Source organism: Streptomyces sp. NPDC048420 (genome assembly GCF_040651535.1).
In the GTDB taxonomy this organism is placed as follows: Bacteria; Actinomycetota; Actinomycetes; order Streptomycetales; family Streptomycetaceae; genus Streptomyces.
Map to the genome: position 1 here is coordinate 113,033 of NZ_JBEZKG010000004.1, position 18,330 is coordinate 131,362.

The 18,330-nt window shown below is 67.8% G+C and carries 20 protein-coding genes; 2 read left to right on the forward strand and 18 right to left on the reverse strand.

Annotated features, from left to right (window positions below; all coding sequences use genetic code 11):
* Nucleotides 1-1,056 precede the first annotated feature (1,056 nt).
* The 13 genes from AB0D34_RS07895 to AB0D34_RS07955 form a co-directional block, all read right to left on the reverse strand.
* A complete protein-coding gene (locus AB0D34_RS07895) occupies nt 1,057-1,293 on the reverse strand; it encodes a hypothetical protein (RefSeq protein ID WP_362658147.1) in 237 nt (78 codons plus the stop codon).
* Between the two features lie 27 nt (nt 1,294-1,320).
* Nucleotides 1,321-2,847: a hypothetical protein gene (locus tag AB0D34_RS07900; RefSeq protein ID WP_362658150.1), complete on the reverse strand. Its 1,527-nt coding sequence runs from the start codon at nt 2,845-2,847 to the stop codon at nt 1,321-1,323.
* A 68-nt stretch (nt 2,848-2,915) separates the two neighbouring features.
* On the reverse strand, nt 2,916-3,689 hold the full coding sequence (locus tag AB0D34_RS07905; RefSeq protein ID WP_362658153.1) for an SAM-dependent methyltransferase: 774 nt from the start codon (nt 3,687-3,689) through the stop codon (nt 2,916-2,918).
* Between the two features lie 374 nt (nt 3,690-4,063).
* Nucleotides 4,064-4,321: a hypothetical protein gene (locus tag AB0D34_RS07910; RefSeq protein WP_362658155.1), complete on the reverse strand. Its 258-nt coding sequence runs from the start codon at nt 4,319-4,321 to the stop codon at nt 4,064-4,066.
* Nucleotides 4,322-4,486: 165 nt separating this feature from the next.
* Complete coding sequence (locus AB0D34_RS07915) at nt 4,487-4,981, reverse strand: NUDIX hydrolase (RefSeq protein WP_362658158.1); 495 nt, start codon at nt 4,979-4,981, stop codon at nt 4,487-4,489.
* 325 nt (nt 4,982-5,306) lie between these two features.
* On the reverse strand, nt 5,307-6,044 hold the full coding sequence (locus tag AB0D34_RS07920; protein ID WP_362658161.1) for a hypothetical protein: 738 nt from the start codon (nt 6,042-6,044) through the stop codon (nt 5,307-5,309).
* Nucleotides 6,045-6,217: 173 nt separating this feature from the next.
* Nucleotides 6,218-7,462, reverse strand: a complete 1,245-nt coding sequence (locus AB0D34_RS07925) for an acyl-CoA dehydrogenase family protein (RefSeq protein ID WP_362658164.1) — start codon at nt 7,460-7,462, stop codon at nt 6,218-6,220.
* Between the two features lie 97 nt (nt 7,463-7,559).
* Complete coding sequence (locus tag AB0D34_RS07930) at nt 7,560-8,186, reverse strand: GAF domain-containing protein (protein WP_362658167.1); 627 nt, start codon at nt 8,184-8,186, stop codon at nt 7,560-7,562.
* Nucleotides 8,183-8,752 (reverse strand): ATP/GTP-binding protein, encoded by a 570-nt coding sequence (locus AB0D34_RS07935; RefSeq protein ID WP_362658170.1) that lies wholly within the window; start codon nt 8,750-8,752, stop codon nt 8,183-8,185. Before AB0D34_RS07935 ends, AB0D34_RS07930 begins: the two co-directional genes overlap by 4 nt.
* 58 nt (nt 8,753-8,810) lie before the next feature.
* Nucleotides 8,811-9,224 (reverse strand): DUF742 domain-containing protein, encoded by a 414-nt coding sequence (locus AB0D34_RS07940; protein ID WP_362658173.1) that lies wholly within the window; start codon nt 9,222-9,224, stop codon nt 8,811-8,813.
* Nucleotides 9,224-9,721 carry a roadblock/LC7 domain-containing protein gene (locus AB0D34_RS07945; RefSeq protein WP_362658176.1) on the reverse strand — a complete coding sequence of 166 codons (498 nt, stop codon included), beginning with the start codon at nt 9,719-9,721 and terminating at the stop codon, nt 9,224-9,226. The genes AB0D34_RS07940 and AB0D34_RS07945 overlap by 1 nt, the downstream gene beginning before the upstream one ends.
* Before the next feature lie 63 nt (nt 9,722-9,784).
* Nucleotides 9,785-11,296, reverse strand: a complete 1,512-nt coding sequence (locus AB0D34_RS07950; protein WP_362658179.1) for an ATP-binding protein — start codon at nt 11,294-11,296, stop codon at nt 9,785-9,787.
* A gap of 43 nt (nt 11,297-11,339) precedes the next feature.
* Nucleotides 11,340-11,624 carry a hypothetical protein gene (locus tag AB0D34_RS07955; protein ID WP_362658182.1) on the reverse strand — a complete coding sequence of 95 codons (285 nt, stop codon included), beginning with the start codon at nt 11,622-11,624 and terminating at the stop codon, nt 11,340-11,342.
* 671 nt (nt 11,625-12,295) lie between these two features.
* Between AB0D34_RS07955 and AB0D34_RS07960 the strand changes: the two genes are divergently transcribed.
* Together AB0D34_RS07960 and AB0D34_RS07965 are read left to right on the forward strand one after the other, a co-directional pair.
* Nucleotides 12,296-13,660: a helix-turn-helix transcriptional regulator gene (locus AB0D34_RS07960; RefSeq protein WP_362658183.1), complete on the forward strand. Its 1,365-nt coding sequence runs from the start codon at nt 12,296-12,298 to the stop codon at nt 13,658-13,660.
* A 34-nt stretch (nt 13,661-13,694) separates the two neighbouring features.
* A complete protein-coding gene (locus AB0D34_RS07965) occupies nt 13,695-14,297 on the forward strand; it encodes a 2'-5' RNA ligase family protein (protein ID WP_362659044.1) in 603 nt (200 codons plus the stop codon).
* Nucleotides 14,298-14,586: 289 nt separating this feature from the next.
* Here AB0D34_RS07965 and AB0D34_RS07970 read toward each other — a convergent pair whose 3' ends face one another.
* From AB0D34_RS07970 to AB0D34_RS07990, 5 genes are all read right to left on the reverse strand, one after another.
* Nucleotides 14,587-14,793: a hypothetical protein gene (locus tag AB0D34_RS07970; RefSeq protein WP_362658186.1), complete on the reverse strand. Its 207-nt coding sequence runs from the start codon at nt 14,791-14,793 to the stop codon at nt 14,587-14,589.
* A gap of 203 nt (nt 14,794-14,996) precedes the next feature.
* Nucleotides 14,997-15,512 carry a hypothetical protein gene (locus tag AB0D34_RS07975; RefSeq protein WP_362658189.1) on the reverse strand — a complete coding sequence of 172 codons (516 nt, stop codon included), beginning with the start codon at nt 15,510-15,512 and terminating at the stop codon, nt 14,997-14,999.
* A 92-nt stretch (nt 15,513-15,604) separates the two neighbouring features.
* The gene (locus AB0D34_RS07980; RefSeq protein WP_362658192.1) at nt 15,605-16,150 is read right to left on the reverse strand and encodes a hypothetical protein; all 546 of its coding nucleotides are present in this window, start codon (nt 16,148-16,150) and stop codon (nt 15,605-15,607) included.
* Between the two features lie 42 nt (nt 16,151-16,192).
* Nucleotides 16,193-17,026 carry a tryptophan synthase subunit alpha gene (gene trpA / locus AB0D34_RS07985; RefSeq protein ID WP_362658195.1) on the reverse strand — a complete coding sequence of 278 codons (834 nt, stop codon included), beginning with the start codon at nt 17,024-17,026 and terminating at the stop codon, nt 16,193-16,195.
* 58 nt (nt 17,027-17,084) lie between these two features.
* Nucleotides 17,085-18,323, reverse strand: coding sequence for a hypothetical protein (locus tag AB0D34_RS07990; RefSeq protein ID WP_362658197.1), 1,239 nt, complete (start codon nt 18,321-18,323; stop codon nt 17,085-17,087).
* Nucleotides 18,324-18,330: the final 7 nt, after the last annotated feature.

Consider the following 18,330-nt stretch of genomic DNA (forward strand, 5'->3'; position numbering starts at 1 on the left):
CGATTTTCAGGCGATCTCAGCCACCAGCACGAGGAGATCAACAGTCACTCAGCGTACGCGGCCACAACAAGTGGACCAGAGCCAGAACTCGCCTACATACTCAGGCGGAGGAGTACGGCTGGGTGCAGTGCAGCAAGATGCCGGGGCACGTCCAGCACGGTGCGGAGCTGCACATGGATCGGTGGAGCAGGACGTGCTGGACCGACGACCACCCGCAGGCCGTGCTGGAGGGAGCTGAATAGCCGCGCCCCCATAGCATCCGGCACTTGCTGCTCGAACGTCGTCGGACGGGACTCATCCCGTCCGACGACGACGGCCACCGACACGCTGGCCGTCGAGCAGGAGCGCACCGGTGACGCGACCGAGCGCATCATGCTGATGCTAGACGAGGCCGCCCAAGACGGTGCCGGGTGTCACGAGCGGTCCGGTCCTCTTGAACCACATCCGATGACTTACCCCCTGAACGTCAAGGCCTACCTGTCGGGAGAGCCTTCGTCGCGGGAGCGCGTCTTCGGTGTTGGCAGAGTTTGCCCAACCGGATCGTAGTCAGGGAAGGAGTGCGCACCTCTCCGCAGGTTCGGCAGATCGACGGCCAGGGCTTTCTTGCACTCCCCGGGTACGGGGCTGACGGTTCGTAGCCGGCGGCGCGCAACTCGGTGACGTACGTGGCGCAGGGACACCCGGTCTCCGCCCTCAAGAGTGCGGTCAGGGTGAGTGCGGTAGGCGTGTGACACGTGGAGCACTCAAGTGCCCACAGCATGCTCCGCCTGCCCGGGTACGGCTGCCGGGGGGTCCACCCTGCCTCGGTAGCCCACTTCACGGCGACATCGGGGGTAACGGCCCGGTGCTTGCAGGCGTATCCCGTCCGCAGCCTGTTGAGGTTCAGTGTGCGCTGAGAGCCACACACCAGACACTCAGCCGGTATTGGCATCCGCACCGGCACATGTGCGGGCAGCCCGGTCCCGGTGTAGCGGTGCTGCACGGCCTGTAACTCGGCGAGGGCCTGTTGGGCGGTTGTGGTGATCGGGCGCCTAGTGCCCGAGGAGGTGGGGGCGGTCATTGCTGCCTCTTATTGGGCCGTGCACTGTGGCGGCCGTCGTCCTGGGGCTTGGAGACGAAGGGCGGCGGGTCGGTGGTTTTCGCCTGCGCCGCGTCGTGGAGGGAGCAGGCGAGATCGGTGAGCGTTGCAGCGAAGATGCGGGTCACGGCACGTGACACCCACAGCGCGGTGAGGGAGCTCACGAGGGCGGGAACGAGAATCGTGGCCATGAGGATGGCCAAGGCGCTGTTCATACTGCTCCTGGTAGTGAGGGCACGGGATCAGCCCATCAGCGCCCAGGGCGCGAGCGGCTGGAACTTTCGCCGCAGTCCCTGGATGAGCCTGCGGCGGGAGAAGTCCACGATCAGGAGGTCGTGATCGCTGGCGTCACCCATGGGGATGACCTGGACATCGGTGACGGCCTGGATGCTCCAGCCGTCAATGGCGCCACGGTCGATGCGGCACGGGCCGCCCTGGCCGGCGGCGCTGGGGGCGAGCCCGGCGGTCGGCGTGGCCAGGGCCGCGGGTTTGCCCAGGCGCCGGGCGGCGTAGCGGGCCGGGTCGTGCAGGCCGCAGTCGATCATGATTTCGTCGACGTCGGTGCGGCTGCGCCAGGTACCGTCGGGCTGTTTGCGGGCTCGGTAGCGGCGGTGTACCACGTCGGTGACCTTTGGTGAGTTCCAGTCGATGTCCGGGACGTCACCGGGCGTTGACACCGGAAGCTCGTTGAAGTCGCCGAACAGCCAGCACGCCGCCGTCTTCAGCCCTTCTGCGGGGTGATGAGTCTTCACCTCGTCGACCAGGGCAGTGAGTTCGTAGCCCTCGGCCTCGCGCACGAGCGGGTTGCAGTAGCTGGCGTGGAGAGACGCGGTCAGGATCCGCGCCTTGGGAACCTCACGTAGACCGAGTTCGACCACGGTGGGGGGCGTGGTCTGGTGTTGCTGGGCACGCGGGCCGACGGTGAAGGTGCTCTCTCGCACGAGCAACCCGGTGGGATTGCGGCCCTGTCCCATCGCACCGCGAAAGCCGATCATCCCCATTTTCTCCTGGGCAGCCTGCCAGCGGAAATCCGCAGCCTTCCTTTCCTGCTCGGTCGCGTCCGGGCGGGTCTGGGAATACGTCAGCTCGCCCAGGCCGAGCCAGTCGAAGCCAAGGACGGCCAACAGGTCGTACGCTTCGTGCCAGGTGGTGGGCAGGACTTCCGGCGCCGGTGCGGCGCCGCCGTCGTTCCGCAGGTTCAGGAAACCGGTTCGGATCCGGTCGGCCGGTGGTGCGGTGAGCTGCCTTGGTCCGGTCCGGGCCGCGGTGCCTGTTCCGCTGTCTCGGCTGCTGTCGGTCTGCTCGTCCGTCCCGAGCAGCTTCCAGGCATGGGCCATGCCGACCAGGTGGGTCTCGTTCTTCGCCGCGGCCTTCGTCACCACAGCCTTGATCCCGGGGCGCACGCTGTCCCTTGCGATGCCGGCCATGCTCGCGATCCGAGACAGGTTCGACTCCTCGGCCAGTGCGCGGATCAACCGCAGCTCGGTAGCGTCGAATGACGGCACGGGAAACGGGGCGGGCGGTGGCGGGACTTGGCTGCTGGCCAGAACCGCATGCGCGCGGGTGGGCCGGGAGACGGCGCCGAACTTCAGGCCGATGCGACCGAGATGGCCAGCGAACGAGCCGGAGGTGATGCCGAGGGCATCCCCGCCTTCCGCGTTCGACGCCCCACACACCAGCTGTTCGGCGACGCGAAGCTCCGTGGGCGTCAGATTGCGGGGTGCACGGGCAGACAAGAGGTGGGCTGGGGGCATCGTGGGCTGGTCCATATTCCGGAAGTTGGGCGGGCAAAGGGGGAGGAGCTGTTTGGCTCTGGCAGCAAAGTCGCGCGGAGCGGTCACTCCTTTCGGGCGACACCGCCGTAGATGTCGGTCGGGGCGGGGGAGGTGCCTGGATCGGGGCGCCATAGCGGGCAGGAGACGATCCCCGGGGCAAGCAGCGTGAGTCCGTCGTAGAACGCGGCGATCTTTTGGGGCGTTCGCAGGACATAGGGGACAGCACCGGTGGCGTCGTAGTTGCGCTGGGCGGTAAGGAGGCCCTCGGTCGTGAAGGTGCCGTCGTAGTGTGCGAAGTAGCTGCCGTGGGGCAGGGCGGTCAGAAGGCGGCGCACGATCGTTGTGGCCTCTTGGTAGTCCTCGATGTGCCCGAGGATGCCCATCAGCAGCAGAGCCACCGGCTGGGTGAGGTCGAGGACCTTGCCCGCTGCGGCGAGGATGTCCTCCGGCTCGCGCAGGTCCGCGTTTACGTAAGCGGTGACGCCCTCCTTGGTGCCGCGCAGCAGGGTGCGTGCATGTACGAGCACGATGGGGTCGTTGTCCACGTAAACGATCTTGGATGTGGGGTCGATCCCCTGCGCGACCTCATGAGTGTTTTCATACGTCGGCAGACCGGTGCCGACGTCGAGGAACTGGCGGACACCGCACTCCTGGGCGAGGTGGGTTACTACTCGGATCAGGAACCGGCGTGACTCCCAGGCCATGTCCTCGATCTGCGGGGCAAGCGCCACGTAGGCGTCGCCGGCCGCCTGATCAACGGGGTAGTGGTCCTTGCCGCCCATCCAGTAGTTCCAGATGCGTGCTGAGTTGGGGACGGAGGCATCGATCCCGCGCATGGGTTCTCTCCAAAATGGTCGGGGCGCCGGGTATTTCCCGGTGCCAGGGCGGCGTCAGAGCCAAGGCCTAGTCAGGGCGCAGCGGCCGTCTGCCTGCGAGGAGCCAGGCGACGAGAGCCGTTGAGTAGAAGCGCCGTACCGCCGGTTCACAAGCAGTTGGGGGGTGTGGGGGCCCTCCCTCTCAGGCGGGGCAGGTCAGGAGTTTTCAGCCGGTCGGTGAGCTCGTGACGTCCGTTGGGCTCAGCGGACCTGGTCACGCCCTGTCCTGGCAGGAGGCGTCTGCTGCGACTCTGGGACCTGGGCAGCAGTTTTCTGAACGTCTGGACGACCCAGCACCTTCATGCGGAGTGCCTTCCAGGCCAGGGCGCGCAGTCTCACATCTCCTCTCCTCCAGCGGAGGTGAAGGCCGCGAAGGCCTCGGTGTCGTACGCGGCAAGCTGGCTCCATGGGTCGGGAACGACACCGAAGCGCGCGACCAGCTGGGCCAGGTCGAACAGCAGGGACAGCACGGTGGCCGAGGAGAGCGGTTCGTGCCGCACCGTCGGCACTCTCCGCGGGAGCGGCGTGGAAGACCGCCCGGCCACGCCGGGACGGTGGATGTCGTCGAGGACGACCGGATGGGGCTGTGGCACTGAACGTCCTTGTCCAGAAGGCTGGGCGGTGGAAGGGGGCCGAGATGGACCTGCCGCCGGGCCGGAGCCAAGGGGCTCGGAAGCAGGGCGGGCCGTGCGCGGCTGATGCACGGGAGGAGCCGCGCACGGAGGTCTTCCGGATACTGGGGCGACGGCTGGCCGGTGCTACACGGGATGCCCGGCGAGCACCTCTACATCACCGCCGGACAGCACCCGCAGCGCCGCGTACGTACGTGCCGCTGTGAATGGGGGCAGGTGCTCCTCCAGCTCGTCCGGGAGCATCCACCGCGCGCCCTTGATGCTGCCGCCGAACACGAACTCCGTGGTCTCGTCGATGACTCCGCAGTCGAAGAGGAAGTTGACCCCTTCCTTGGACAGGTGCTCCGGGTGCTGCTGGTCGTACATGTGGTGCACGGCCAGTAAGCGGCCCGGCGTGGGCGTGATGCCGAGTTTCGCGCTGACGTTGCGTACCAGGCCGTCGAGGAGCGGTTCGTTCTCCTCCACGCAGCCGCCCGGGTGGAACCAGGGCTTGCGCTCCTCGCTCCGGAGGGCGTCCTGCGCCTTCTCGGTCATCAGCACGGCACCGGAGGGGTTGCGGATGATGCCGAGCGCCCCCAGGCGGCGCGGGGGCGGGTTGGTGAAGTGGTTGCGTTCGGGCATGGTTGTCCTCCGTTGTCGAGGTGGATCTTCAAAACCCGGCTGGAGCGTGTTCTCTGGGCCGGGGTCTGAGGTGGGCCGGAAGTGGCGGGAACTAGCGGGGCTGGTGTGCTGCTCGGTGCGCCGGGCGCTCGCATGCGGCCATGGCGAGGACCAGGACCCTGCCGCGCAGGACTTTGTCGGTCTGGCGTGAGCGGAGCGGCTTCCTCCGGGCGTTGAGGGAGGGCGCTGGCTGTGTGAGGACCGCGTGCCCCAGCGGTCACGCCGCTGGGGAGACTGGCTGCCGTCTTCCGGATCACCGACTGTCCGGTGGACGGCAGCCAGCGGTTCAGGCAGGCTCCGGTGATCCGGCCCGGGCTGTCCACGCGGCGAGGTCGCCCTTCGTCTCCTCGCGGAGAGGAACACGATCCGGGTCTGTCCAGACCTGGTTGAACACGTCGAGACCATAGGCGTCGACGGTCTCGGCGACGCAGGCGGCGGCCCGGCGGTGCCCTTCGACTGCCACGAGGCGGTGCGGCATCGTGAAGAGCCTCCGGTAGCGGTCGGAGGCGAGCGGGCTGGGCTCGTCGATCGACACGGGCTTACCGAAGACCTTGGCGGTGATCTGCCGATCCGCCCAGTAGGCGTGCCCTTCCAGCAGGAACTTGTAGTCCCTGCCCGCCGTGCCCCGCCGGGCAGGGAAGAAGGTCTCCTGCGCCACCCACACCGCGCCCCCGCTGGCCATGTACTGCGCCTGATGCGTCATCTCGTGCCCCAGGGCCTTGTACAGACGGGGGATGTCATGAAGGCGGCCAGCATCCTGAAGTGCCTCGGGCAAGAGGACTACCTCGGGTTGCCCAGCTTCGAAGAGCACCGATTCAGCGGCCATCGTCGGCCAGAACGTGCTCAAGAACGTGTGCATTGCACGGCACTTGGCCTGGGCTGCCAGTCTTTCCCGCTGGGAGGGGTCGAGCTCCTCGGTCTCGACGGTCAGGCGCCGCTGGGCACTCTTTTCATGCTCCTTCAGCCAGTTGTCAACCGTCATGGTGCGGATGACGACGGGGTCGGGCAGCGGCAGTCCCGTCACGGCCTGGACCAGCGGCAGGCACTCCAGGGCTATGGAGAGGAGACGATCCACGAGCGGATCTGACGGGGGACCGGCTTCGTTGCGTACGACAATGGAAGACATCGTGTGCGGCTTTCGGGAGATTCAGAGCGGATTCGAGGCGGGGCTCTGCCGACGGACCAGGGATGATCGGCTTATGCGGGAGTCGGGTCCGGGCGGGCCCAGGCGGCTTCGGCGGCCAAGTGTTCGGACCACTCGACCTCAGCCTCGCCGAGCGCGGCCTTGGCCAGGTGGATACGCTGGAACTCCCCGGTCCCGGCGGGGGAGTAGGTGCACTGGATGTCGCGGAAGAAACGTTGGAGTTCGTAGTCGCCGTCCAGGGCGTGGGCGCCATGCAGTTCCATCGCGTCCCGTGCGGAGTCGGCGGCCAGTTCGTGGCTACTGTGCTTGGCCCCGATCAGTTGCGCGTCGCAGCGCTTGCCCTGGTCTAGGAGATTGACGGCCCCGTACGTGGAGGTCTCGGCGATCTGGAGGCGGCCCTGCATTCTTCCGAGCCGGTCGCGCAGAACCGGAAGGTCGGAGAGGTATCCGCCGTAGCGGGGGCGGTTGGACAGCCATTGGGCGGTGGTCGCGACGAGGGCTTCGTGGATTCCCAGGCTGACGGCGGTCAAGTTGGGGCGGCCGTAGAGGATGCTGATGCTCTGCGCGACGTCCAGGCCCTTGCCGATGGCTCCGAGTACGTTGGCCGCGGGTATGCGAACGCCGTCGAGTCGCAGACGGCCGAAGGTAAAGCCGTGCAGCCCCAGTCCCGGCCGGTGTCGCTCTTTGGTCAGGCCCTTGCGGTCGTCCTCGACCAGGAATGCCGTCAGAGCCTGGGAGGCGCCGACGCCGGGCGGTGCCGTGCGGGCGACCACCACATGGAGGCCGGCAAGGTGAGAGTTGCCGATGTGCGCTTTCTCGCCGTTGAGTACCCACCCGTCGCCTTGCCGTTCGGCGATCGTCTCCATCCCGCCGATGTGCCCGCCCATCTGTGGTTCGGTGACCGCGATCGAGAAGAGCGTCTGCCCGTTCGCTGCCTGCGGGAGCCACTGGGCCTTCTGCTCGACCGTGCCCCAGTGCCGCACCGCTCCGACTGGGATCAGGCTGGCCTGGAGAATGGCTGCCGCCGCGGCGGAGACCACGGCGGTCCGGTGAATGATGATTGTTTTGGCGACATGCCCGGCGGCCATCCCGCCGTACTGGGCGGGGATCGTGACCCCGAACCACTGCCGGTCCGCCATGAATTGGGCTGCCAGACGCTCGACCCTGTGGGGATTTGCCTCCATGCCCTGCACGCAGGGCGCGATGCACTCGGCGGCGAAGGCGTCGGCCTCCTGCCACAGCTTGAGGTGGGTGGGGGTGAGGATGGGTTCGAGTGCGGGGGGCGGTGTCGTCGACATGGTCGTCTCCCTCTCCCTGTACGGGGTCGCAAAGGCGCAGTGCGGCCAGGCCCCCACGGGCGTGGAGGGCTGCCGGGCGGGGGCGGCGAAGTTGAGGTCAGAGCACGGACAGGCTGGGCAGGGCACGCAGGACGTCCGCGCCGGTCGCCTTGACGGTGTCGAGGAGGCGGCGCGCGTCACTCAGGGGACGGGGTTCGGGATCGATGGTGCAGACCGTGCCCAGCACGACGCCACTCTCGTGAATGAGGGGGGCACCGAAGTAAGAGCGGACGCCGAGAGCATTGACGACGTGGTTGCCGGCGTAGCGGGGGAGGGCGTACACCTCGCGGATCGGCAGCGCCTTCTTGCGGGCGACCACCTCGGGGCAGAAACCGTGCTCGAACGCCATGTTCCTGCCGACCGGGAAATAGCCGAGCTCCGGATCCGGATTGTGCAGGCCGACAAAGGTCTGAGCGTCGAGGAAGAGATTGACGAAGCCGTAGGCCATGCCGGTCTGGTGGGCGAGGTAGTCCGCGAAGTCGTCCATGAGCCGATGAGGTTCTGTCGGCAGGCCGAGTTCATGTATCAGCTCCAGGCGCTGCTGGTTCTCGGCGAACTGGCGGGCCCGCTCCTCGCTGATCTCATGCCCCAGATGGATTGCTCCGGGAGACGGGATGACGAGGTCAGGCGTCCGGAAGGCAGCTCCGGGATCGTACGGTGTAGGCGTATGGGGGTGGTGAGTCATCGGGCGTCCAGAAGGCTGGTGGCGGGCGGGGTGAAGGTCAGGGCGTGCTTGACGAGGCACAGCAGGCTGTCGCGGACCGATGACCGTTCCCGCGCGTCACAGGTGACCATGGGGATGCTGGGATGGAGCCTGAGGGCCTGCCGGACGTCGTGCATCGGGTACCTGTATGAGCCGTCCCACTCGTTGACGGCGACGATGTGCGGCAGGCCTGCCTGCTCGGAGAACGTGAGTGCGGGAAAGCTGATGTCCAGGCGCCTGGTGTCGGCGAGGATGACGACTCCGACCGCGCCGCGCGACAGGTCGTACCAGTAGTCGGCGAATCGGGCCTGGCCGGGGGTGCCGAAGAGCATCAGCTCCAGCAGACCGTCACCGGAGTCGACGATGAGACTCCCGAAGTCAAAGGCAACCGTTGTTGTCGTCTTGTCCGTCAAACCGGCAAGGTTGTCGAATTCAGAACTGGATTCGGTCAGGACTTCCTCGGTATTGAGCGGCGCTATATCACTGATGGCACCGATAAACGTTGTTTTGCCGACGCCGAATCCCCCGGCAACCATGATCTTCAACATGGCTGCGATGTCGGCCGGTCCCGTTCCCGCAGCGAGAGCAGGAGGCCCTCCGGCGGGGTCAGGCGGGCAGTCGTTCGAGACCGACACGGAGCTTCTCCAGGAGCAGTGAGGTGGGACGTTTCTCAAGCGGGTGGCCGGGGATGCGCTCGTAGTCGCTGCCTTCGACGAGGTACAGGTCCAGCACACGGGCATCGACGAGATCGGAGATGAGGACCCGGGCCACGTTCAGTGGAAGGCCGACGGTGCCCGCCAGCTCGGCCACCGACCGGCGCCGTACCCGGCACAGGTCGGTGATCTGCTGGTACTCGGCTTCAGCGAGTGCCCTGCGGGGCCGCCCTGCGCCGGCAGTCAGCATGGTGTCCGCGCTGAGCCTGTGGCGTCCCCGTGTACGACCGCCCGTCACGACGTAGTCCCGGATGAAGGCGCTGGTCTCGGGCGGCGGAGACTGCGCTGGCCGGCCACGGCCATCCATCAGAGGACGCGGCGCGACTCGCGCAGGTACTGGGCGAAGCGATCGACGAGGCGGCCCATCTCGAAACCGACCGTGGTCATTTTCGTGTTGGGGTAGCAGACCACCACGAGGACTGTCTCCTCCGTGTCATCGTCCTCCGTGTCATCGTCCTGCGTGTCGTCGTCTGTGGCCGGGAAGTCTTTGCTGAAGCCGGCCCCGCAAAGGACGAAGATGGCGTCATTGCGCTCGATGGTTACCGTGCGGACATTTCCAGTGCCGCCTGTGGGCCCGGGGATGTTCTCAGCGAGTGACGCTAGCGTGCCGGTGATCGCGCTCCATTTCTCTTTAAATTCGCGGGTGATGCCGGAGTCCACCAGCGGCAGCGCGTCGCGGGTGGTGAGCAGGGCGTGCGCCACCCCGGGAACCTCGTCGACGAATTCCTTGAGCAGATGCTCAATTTGCTTGCGAACCTGCTCCCGTCGAGTCTGGAGGTAGTCAATGTTAGTTTCCATGCTCATGCCAGGGGCTCCTGCGTCAGCGGGCCAGCCGTCATAGCGGCCAGCACAGAGGGATGAGGGCTGCTACTGGTGCGAGTAGGGCGGGTCCGGCGCAGAGCGCTCGGCAGTGCGACCGGATTCCATCGATTCGCTGATTTCGCCAGCGAGCCCAAATTGGGGGCGCGTCCTACGGCCCGAGGGTGTGCGCGGCCGAGGCCCAGGGAGGTCGCTGGGGACACGCTGGGGCAGCGGCGGCGCGCCCGCCGGCTGTGCCATGGGTGCGGCCGCGGCGCCCATCGGCGCGGGCACTGGCGTGGCTGTGGGCGCGGGCTTTGGTGCGTGGTGCGGCATTGAAGGAACGCTCGCCCCGCCACGCGAGGTCTTCCCGGGCACAGGCTCCGACACCGTGACGAGCAGACGGTCGGGTATGACGACCAGAGCGGTCGTGCCGCCCACCGCGTTTTCCTTCAGCTCGATAGAAATGCTATGTACTTGCGCGATCTTCGCCGCGACGAGGAGACCGAGCTGCCCCTTCTCGATCAGTCCACTCACGTCGACCGCGCTCGGGTCGTGGAGCAGACGATTCAGGCCGGTCCGATACCGACCAGTCATGGGGATGGTGACCCGGTCCTCGACTTCGACCGCCAAGCCCGTCGGAACCCGGGAGGCACGTACCTGTACCGGTGCCGACCGATCGCAATAGTTGGTCGCGTTGTCGATCAGCTCAGCCAACAGATGGGTGACATCCGAAGCCACATGCTGGGGCAACCTCAGATCGCTGCGGACCGTCCCTGCGGCTATGTCGACTCGCTGGAAGTGCTCGATCTCCTGGATCGCGCCCCGCAGAAGCTGCGTTACGCCGATCGGCTCCGGGGCGCTACGAAGGGATTCGCCACCGGCGGCCGCCTTGGTCTCCACCCAGCGCCGCAACCGCGTCACCAGATGATCCAGCCGGTACAGGACTTCGAGCTGGTCGGGATCCTCCGTCACGCGCTGGATGCCGTCGAGGATCGCCAGACTCTTTTCAAGCAGGACGTGTTCCCGCCGTGCGAACTGGCTCATCATCTTCAGCAGCACCTGGGGCCGAGACTCCTGGTGGACACGGATCAGCGCTGCGACCGCATGCACCTGAAGATCGCCTAGCGTCGTCACGATCTCATCGGCCCGCCCGGCTCCCTTGACCTTGGCTGGCATTTCAGGCATCGGCGGTTCACTGCCCCGGCGCAGCTCATCAGTCGTGAACTGGATGACTGTGTCCAGTGCGGCCACAGCGCTGCTGATCCCCGTCAGCTTCTCCAGATGCTCGGCTTCGGAGGCCTGGAACGCGGCGGTGACGGCCTTCGCTACGGCGCGGACACGGCGTGCACCATCCACGCACGCCACAAGCAGCCCGCACAGAACCACCGCCAGCAGATGGCCCACCGACAGCGCTGTGATCCTCCACAACGTGACCGCAATGCCGAAGAAGATCAGACAGATGAACAGCGGTACGGCAACCGCGGCGCTGGCTGCTTCCAGGGGGAGGCGGTCCGCGCGGTGCTTTCCCTCACTCCGGACGCGGGGCGCCGGGTGGGCAAGGGGATGGGGGGCAGACATGAAGTCCTCGAAGTAGAGGGGAAACTGGGGCTGATGGGGCTCGTCAAACGGGGAGGATGACCTTGTCGAGAGTCTGGGTGGCTTCGTGCCGTCTCACGGCCCACGCGAGGCGGCCCTTGTAGTGACTGAGCCACCACCGGCCGCTCGGCCGCCCCCGACCATCGCTGCTCAGCCGTGCGGCCTCTGCGAAGCCGGGCGCGGCGGCAGCCACCTCGATGACTAGCTCGCGGCTTTCGGCGTCCACGGCCAAACGCAGGCTGATCGTGCCGGACAGCGCCTCCCACTGCGACGACGGTCGGCGGACGATGTAAGGCGCGCGGATCGGCATCAAGAACCTCGGGTCGATGAAGGGGTGAGATATCCCGGAGATCCGGGAGGGCGAAGGCCGCCGGGGCAGAGAATGTCCGCCACGGGGGAACGACGGGCATGTTGCCCCGGCGGCCGGCTATGGGCCCGACAGGTCGGCACGGGTAGAAAACGGTGTCACCAGCCGGGCCACGGTGGCATCTCCCTCATGAACGAGTCAGTGGATCGGAAGGGCCACCGGGCGAGAGGTTGCGGAGATTGCCGTAACGCACTCCCTCTCGCCCGGTGGTTCCTGTCAGAACGGAACCGAGCCGTTGCGACCACCATCCGCCAGCGGAGGGAAAGACAAGTGACTACATCTCACGAAGTGGTTCTCCGGCGAGCCACATGCAGACCCCTCTGGGGCGGCTGGTGTCCTTGCTCCTACGGTGTCAAGAGGTGCCCTTAGCTGTCATGGACAGCCGTGCCCAAATTTTTTGGACAGTTGGCAAGCCGTCTGACCTGCATGTATGCCGCTAGAGGTCTTGTTTTTTGGGCAGTTGAGATTCCGTACCCCCCCTGATCTGGGCTGTTTTGTGAACCAGCCCGGTTACGGTGAGCCGACCGCGAACCACCGTGCAGTGCAGGGAGCCACTCATGAGCGCTCGGTCGGCAAAGGGATCGAAGAGGGATCGGGATGCCCTCCGCCAACGGATGACTGATCTCGGCAGCCCCATCGCTGCCGTTGCCCAGGAAATGCGCGTCTCGTTCGGATTCCGGCCCAGGGAGGCCTGGCGGCACGCCCACGGCTGGTCGCTGCAAGAGGTCGCCGACCTCGTCAACGCTCGACGTGCGGGCGAAGTGAGTGCCGCCGACGCCTCGATGATCAGTAAGTTGGAGAAATGGCCGATGGGTTCTTCCCGCAGGCCGACCGTCCCGGTCCTGGTTGCGCTCGCCGATGTCTATAACTGCACCGTTGATGACCTGCTGGACCTGGAAGACCGGCGAGCCCTACCGGACGCAGATCTGACAACGCTGAATCGGCTCGGCCCGACCGAGCCCCGCGGCACCGAACTCGTCGTTCAGGCTGCTGACGAGTCCCTGACCTTTGCGCAGTGGATGGAGGCCTCTAACGTCGGACCCGTGTCCCTGGAGCAACTCCTGCGCCAGGCAAGGAGTTTGGCCGCCGAGTACCTCAGGCCTGACTCCAACCCGCTCGATCTCTTTGCCCGCACTCGCACTCAGCGCAGCAAGGTCTTCTCCTTGCTCGAAGGTCACCAGCATCCACACCAGACCAGCGACCTTTACCTGATCGGTGGCTACCTGTGCAGCCTGCTGGCCTGGATGAGTTCCGACTTGGGGCATGCAGCTGAGGCGGAAGCCCAGGGCCTGACGGCCTGGCTGTGCGCCGAGCTCTCCGGCAACGACACCCTGCGGGCCTGGGTCCTTTCCGTGCAGTCCAAAATTGCTTTCTGGGATGGGCGGTTGAAGGATGCCGTTAGCCGCGCAAGGCGTGGCGCTGCCTGCAATCCCTCTGGAACTGTCGCCGTCCTGCTGGCCTGCCAGGAGGCGGACGCGTGGTCGCGCATTGGTGCCACCGATGAGTCGCTCGCCGCCCTGGCCCGCGCGGAGGCGGCCCGCGATGCCACAGACGGTGCGGACGAAGTCGGGGGCCTCTTTTCCTGCGGGCCGGCTCGACAGGAGAACTACAACGCAGCGGTCCACTTGCGGTTGGGACGCCCGAGTGATGCCCTGAACGCCGCTGATCGCGGCCTTGAGCTCCTGCTAGCCCAGCACGTACGCGCATACGGCACCCTGGCACAGATCCATATCAGCCGAGCAGCGGCACTCCTGGCCGGTGGGGAGCCTGAAGGCGCCCATGAAGCGCTGGTGCCCGTGCTTGCGCTCTCCCCGAACCGCCGCCTCGCTCCGGTCACCGACCGACTGAGCGAACTTGCAGTCGGCTTGAACCTGTCCGGCGGCCGCGCAGCCGTGGGCCTGCGTACTGCCATCGAAGATTTCCGACTGCACTCAGCGCCTCGGCGCCTGGCACTCTCGCCAGGCACCGGCATGCCCTGATTTGATCTCTGGTATGACTGTGCCCACGAGCATGATGCGGAATCACTGGTGGTGGCGGCCGGGCTGGAGGAGGGGCCGGCGTTTTTATACCTGGCACCTCACTTTCGAAGGCCAGGACGACGTCCACCGTCTCGCAGAGGCATACCGAGACCGGCTCCAGCCGCTGGGACCAGCGCTGACGCTCATACCGGACCGGTGGCTGCACTGCACCATGCAGGGCATCGGCTTCGTTGGTGAAGTGGCGGAGACAGACGTACGGAACATCGCGGCCGCGGCCCGCGAGCGGTTCGCTGCCCTGCCTGCGCTGGACGTCCAGATCGGGCCCGCCATTGTCGACCCCGAGGCTGTGCTGATGCCAGTGCAGCCCAGTGGCCCACTACGGGACCTCCGCGACGGGGTGCGCGCCGCGATCGGAGAAGTCCTTCCTACCGTGCCCGAGAGCGCCGAGGGCTACTTCCCGCACGTCTCAGTCGCCTACTCGGCCCAGGACGGACCGTCCGCGCCCGTAGTGAGGGCCGTCGAGGGGCTGGAGGCGCAGCCCGCCACGGCCCGGGTCACATCAGTCCAGTTGATCGTCATCCACCGCGACAACCTGATGTACGAGTGGAAGACCTTCGCGACGGTACCGCTCGGCTAGTACGTCGCTCTGCCTGTGGGCCAGAGTGCCGTGCGTGCAAGATCAGTCACAACAGCTGGCGGTGACGGGGTCCATCGGTGTCCGGCGGCCCCACTGGATGACGTGCTTAGTTGCTCGGGGACGTGAGCGGGCCCCGACGGGGGAATCGTCGGGGCCCGCGGCCAGCGGATCTTCCGTGTCCTTGCGGGGTCAGGTTCCGGCGAGGACACGGCGGCCGCGGCGGTCTGGCGAGTGCGACACCCGGCGGATTGCGGGGCGCCGACCAGCAGTGGGTTGGGCTAGCTCCGGCTCAGAGGGTGCGCATCATGTCGATCCGTATCCACCCGTACGTGCCGGCGGGAAGGCCTCCGGCCGACTTTTTCGTGAGCTTGGCGTAGAACCACAGGTAGTCCCCTGACGCCCTGGTGCAGTAGTCGCGGAGCCGGTCGCTCTTGTAGAGCGAGCCCTTGGCCGAGTAGGAGGTGCCGGGGCCGGTGCGGAAGCGCGCACCGTTCACCGTGACGACGTCGTCGCCGTCGGGGGTGTTGACGGTGCAGGCACTGGAGCCGACCGCGGACGCGTGGGCGCGAGCGCCACCGAAGCGCCGGTCAGCAGACTCGCAGAAAGGGCGAATGTTGCAATTCGCCGACTGAACTGCATGGGATATCCCTTCAGTGGTTCAGGAGAGAGCAGAGAAGTGCCGCAGGCGCGGACGGCCGGTCAGACGGACGGCGTGCCGGTGTACTCGTAGTTCCGGTAGCCCCTGCCGTCGTTGTTCCAGTCGAGGCGGAGCGTGGTGTCGGCGTAGATGCGCTTGCTGGTCTTGGCCTTGATCGTGGGCGTGGTCCAGCTGCCGTTCCCGGATGAGTTGGAGTGCTCCAGCTTGTACTCGATGTTGTAGGTCGCGTTCGTCACTGTTGCGGCGCTATCGGGCCGGACGAGGAAGAGACGGAGCTGTGCGCCGTCGAAGGTCCCGGTGGCACCCTGGTAGTACGGCGGGGCGTCCCAGCTGATGGTGGCCCTGCCGTAGCCGTAGCCGCCGGAGCGCGCGGCGCAGACCTTGATCTTGACGTCCCAGTTGTCCGCCCAGGGACCGCTGTAGCCAGCGTCGTCGATGGTCTTGCTGGAGGTCTTGCAGCTCCATGACAGCGCCGAGGCCGGCGTCGTCATGGCCGCGGTTGCGCCGAGGACGGCCACGGCAACGGATGCCGCGGCAAGGGGCGTGCGCTTGTTCATATTGTTCCGATCTGTGAGTTCTTCTTGCTGCTGATAGGGGTTTGAGGAGAGCTCGCTGGACTGCGGCGGGGCGCGCGCTTGGGGCTGGGCCATCACGTGAGGGAGCCCAGTGCCGCAGTGAGGAGCCAGAGCAGCGTTGCCACGGGGATGAGCGCGACGTACGCGCGCGGGCGCAGGAGGATCGGCTTGCCGGGGTCGGGCTGCGGGTGTCCGGGAAGCGGGACGGGCGGGGGCAGGCGGCGAATCTGGAGGTAGGCGCGGGCGTTGGCCACCAGCACGGCGGGCGCTGCGATGAGCAGTGACAGCGGGCTCCACCAGCCCAGGCACAGGGTCCGGGTGCTGTACTTGCGGATGAGGGAGGTGCCGCACTTCCGGCACCAAGGGCCGTCGAGTGCCTGTCCGCGCATCCAGACGAGCAGGCCCAAGTGAGCCCGGATGGTCACGGGCGCGACTTCGGCCGCGGCGCACATGCGGCATCGGGCCGCGAAATCGATCGCGGGGTTGTCGACGCTGTGCCATGCCACCGGTGCGGGGTCGGCGGGTGGTGTGGCGTGGTCCAGGTACCAGTCAGGAAGCCGGTACTCGGGAACGAAGGCGTCGCCGGGGGAGTGGGGGCGCGGCTGGTCGGAGGCGGTCACGCTGGGATCTCCGGTTTCGTCCTGCGGGGGTCTGTGTGGGGGTCAGGCCGCGTGCGGTGGGCCGTGGCGCACGGCCTGGGCGAAGTCACAGGCGGCGGCTGCGGCGGCCGCGGCAGGAGCGGTGGGGGAGGCCTGCATCCGGCGGATCACGGCGGAGCCGACCACGGCCGCGTCGGCGAACAGAGAGACTCGGGAGGCCTGGTCGGGCGTGCTGAGACCGATCCCGACCGCGACCGGCAGGCCGGTGCACTCGCGCAGGCGGCGCACCTGGCGCGGCAAATACGGGCTGAGCGGGCCGCGGTTGCCGGTCAGCCCCGGTGTCGCGGGGGCATAGAGCATGCCGGTAGTGCTGCTGCCGAGATCGGCAAGCCGGGCCCTGGAGGCGTGCGGGGGCGCCAGGTTCACGGTGTGCAGGCCTGCTGCCTCTGCGGCCGCCCGCCACTGCGGTACTGCGGCCGGGGGCAGGTCGGGAATCAGCGCCCCTGCCCCGCCGGAGTCGGCCAGCATGTGGGCGAAGGCGGTGGCCCCGTAGGCGCGGATCGGTTCCCAGTACGACATGACCAGCAGCGCGGCGGTGCTGTGGGCGGCCAACTCGGCTGCGCTCGCGAAGAGATCGCGCATCTGGAAGCCGGTCAAAGCCTGCGCGACGGCTTGCTGGATGACCGGGCCGTCCAGGTGGGGCCGATGGTGCGGCACGCCCAGCTCGACCAGGTCCGCGTGAGCGGCCATCGCATGCAGTGCCTCCCGGCTCGCTGAGCGGGTGGGGTAGTTGACAGGCAGGTAGAGGCCGAGGGCGGCACGCTGTTGCGCGCGGCTTGTCGCGAGGACATGGTCGAGGCGGGCGGCCGGCCCGCTCGGGACCGTGGACGTGATCATGACGGCCTCTCAGATGGCAGGCAGAGGGGACGGGCGTCGCATGCGGGGGTGGGCACGGTCATGGGCACCCCGCCCCGTGGAAGCGGTCGCGTTCCAGCGCTCTGATGGCCTGGTAGTCGGCCTCTACGGCCAGGCTCCGGGCGTGGCTGAGGACGACCTCGTGGCTGGAAGGCGAAACGGCAACGGCTGTCGGCAGCTGACGCACGCTGCGCAGCAGGCGGGGCGGGGTGCCGTCCTGGTCGTGGGTGTGCAGGCGGATCCGCACGATGTGGCGTCCGGCCGGAGCCGGTGTGGGCCGGGCGGGCTGGGCCGCGGTCACCGCGTCGAGTGCCGTGCCGAGGCGGTCATGCCCGGTGCAGGAACGCAGTGCGTCGTCGGCGGGGGAGAGGCCGGGCACCGCCAGCGCGGACAGGAGGACGGGGCCGCGGTCCACGGTGTAGACGATGTGGCTGGAGACCGGGCCGCTGACCACGCCGAGGGCATCGAGCACCCGCCGCATGTACATGGTCAGGACCCGGGCCAGCAGCGGCTGACGGTCGAGCAGGTCGCTGCGGTCCAGGTGCCCTTCCGGGGTGTGCACCTCGGCCCAGATGTCGGTGACGTCGTGGTGCGTGGTGCCGTCCGGCCCGGGATGCGTGGAGCTGTTGACCAGGTAGCGGGGCCCGGTGAGCTCCTCGGTGAGCACCAGGTGCGCGTCGGTGCTGTGCCGGGCGGCCGCGCGGCGCATCTCCGGCCATGCCGAGCTGATCTGGAGATCGTCGGCGCATGACACCGGGGCGACGTCGATGCCGACGGCTGCCGGGGCCAGGAGGAAGCGCGGTGGGGCGTAGAAGCGGGCCCATTCCAGGGCGTACGCCAGGCTGGTGGTGCGCACGCAGCGCGGGGCGGCGATGTCGGCCTGGGCGAGCGCCGTGGCTTGTGCGCCCCGGTCGCGGCGCAGCACAGAGGTGGCGGGATCGGGGCCGGGCAGTCCGAGCTGCCAGGCGAGACGGTCCGCGAGCTCGATGCCTTCCGGGCTCGCCGCGATCACCGCCGAGACGCCGAGAGGGCGCAGCTTCTTGACGGTCCGGCGCAGCGAGCCGGTGTGCTCGACCGCGTCGGTGCAGCCTGCGGTTGGGCTGGTGGCCGGCAGGGCGAGGGGCCGCAGGTGCGGGGCGAGACCGATAGACACCGTGCGCCATCCCCGGCGGGCGAAGGCCTGCGCGTAGGGCAGCGCTTCGCGGGGGGCGACCACAGCCACCGTCGCCGTACCGGCCGTAGCGCGGGCAAGGGTGGGGTGAAGGGCAGTGGTGATCACCGGTGCG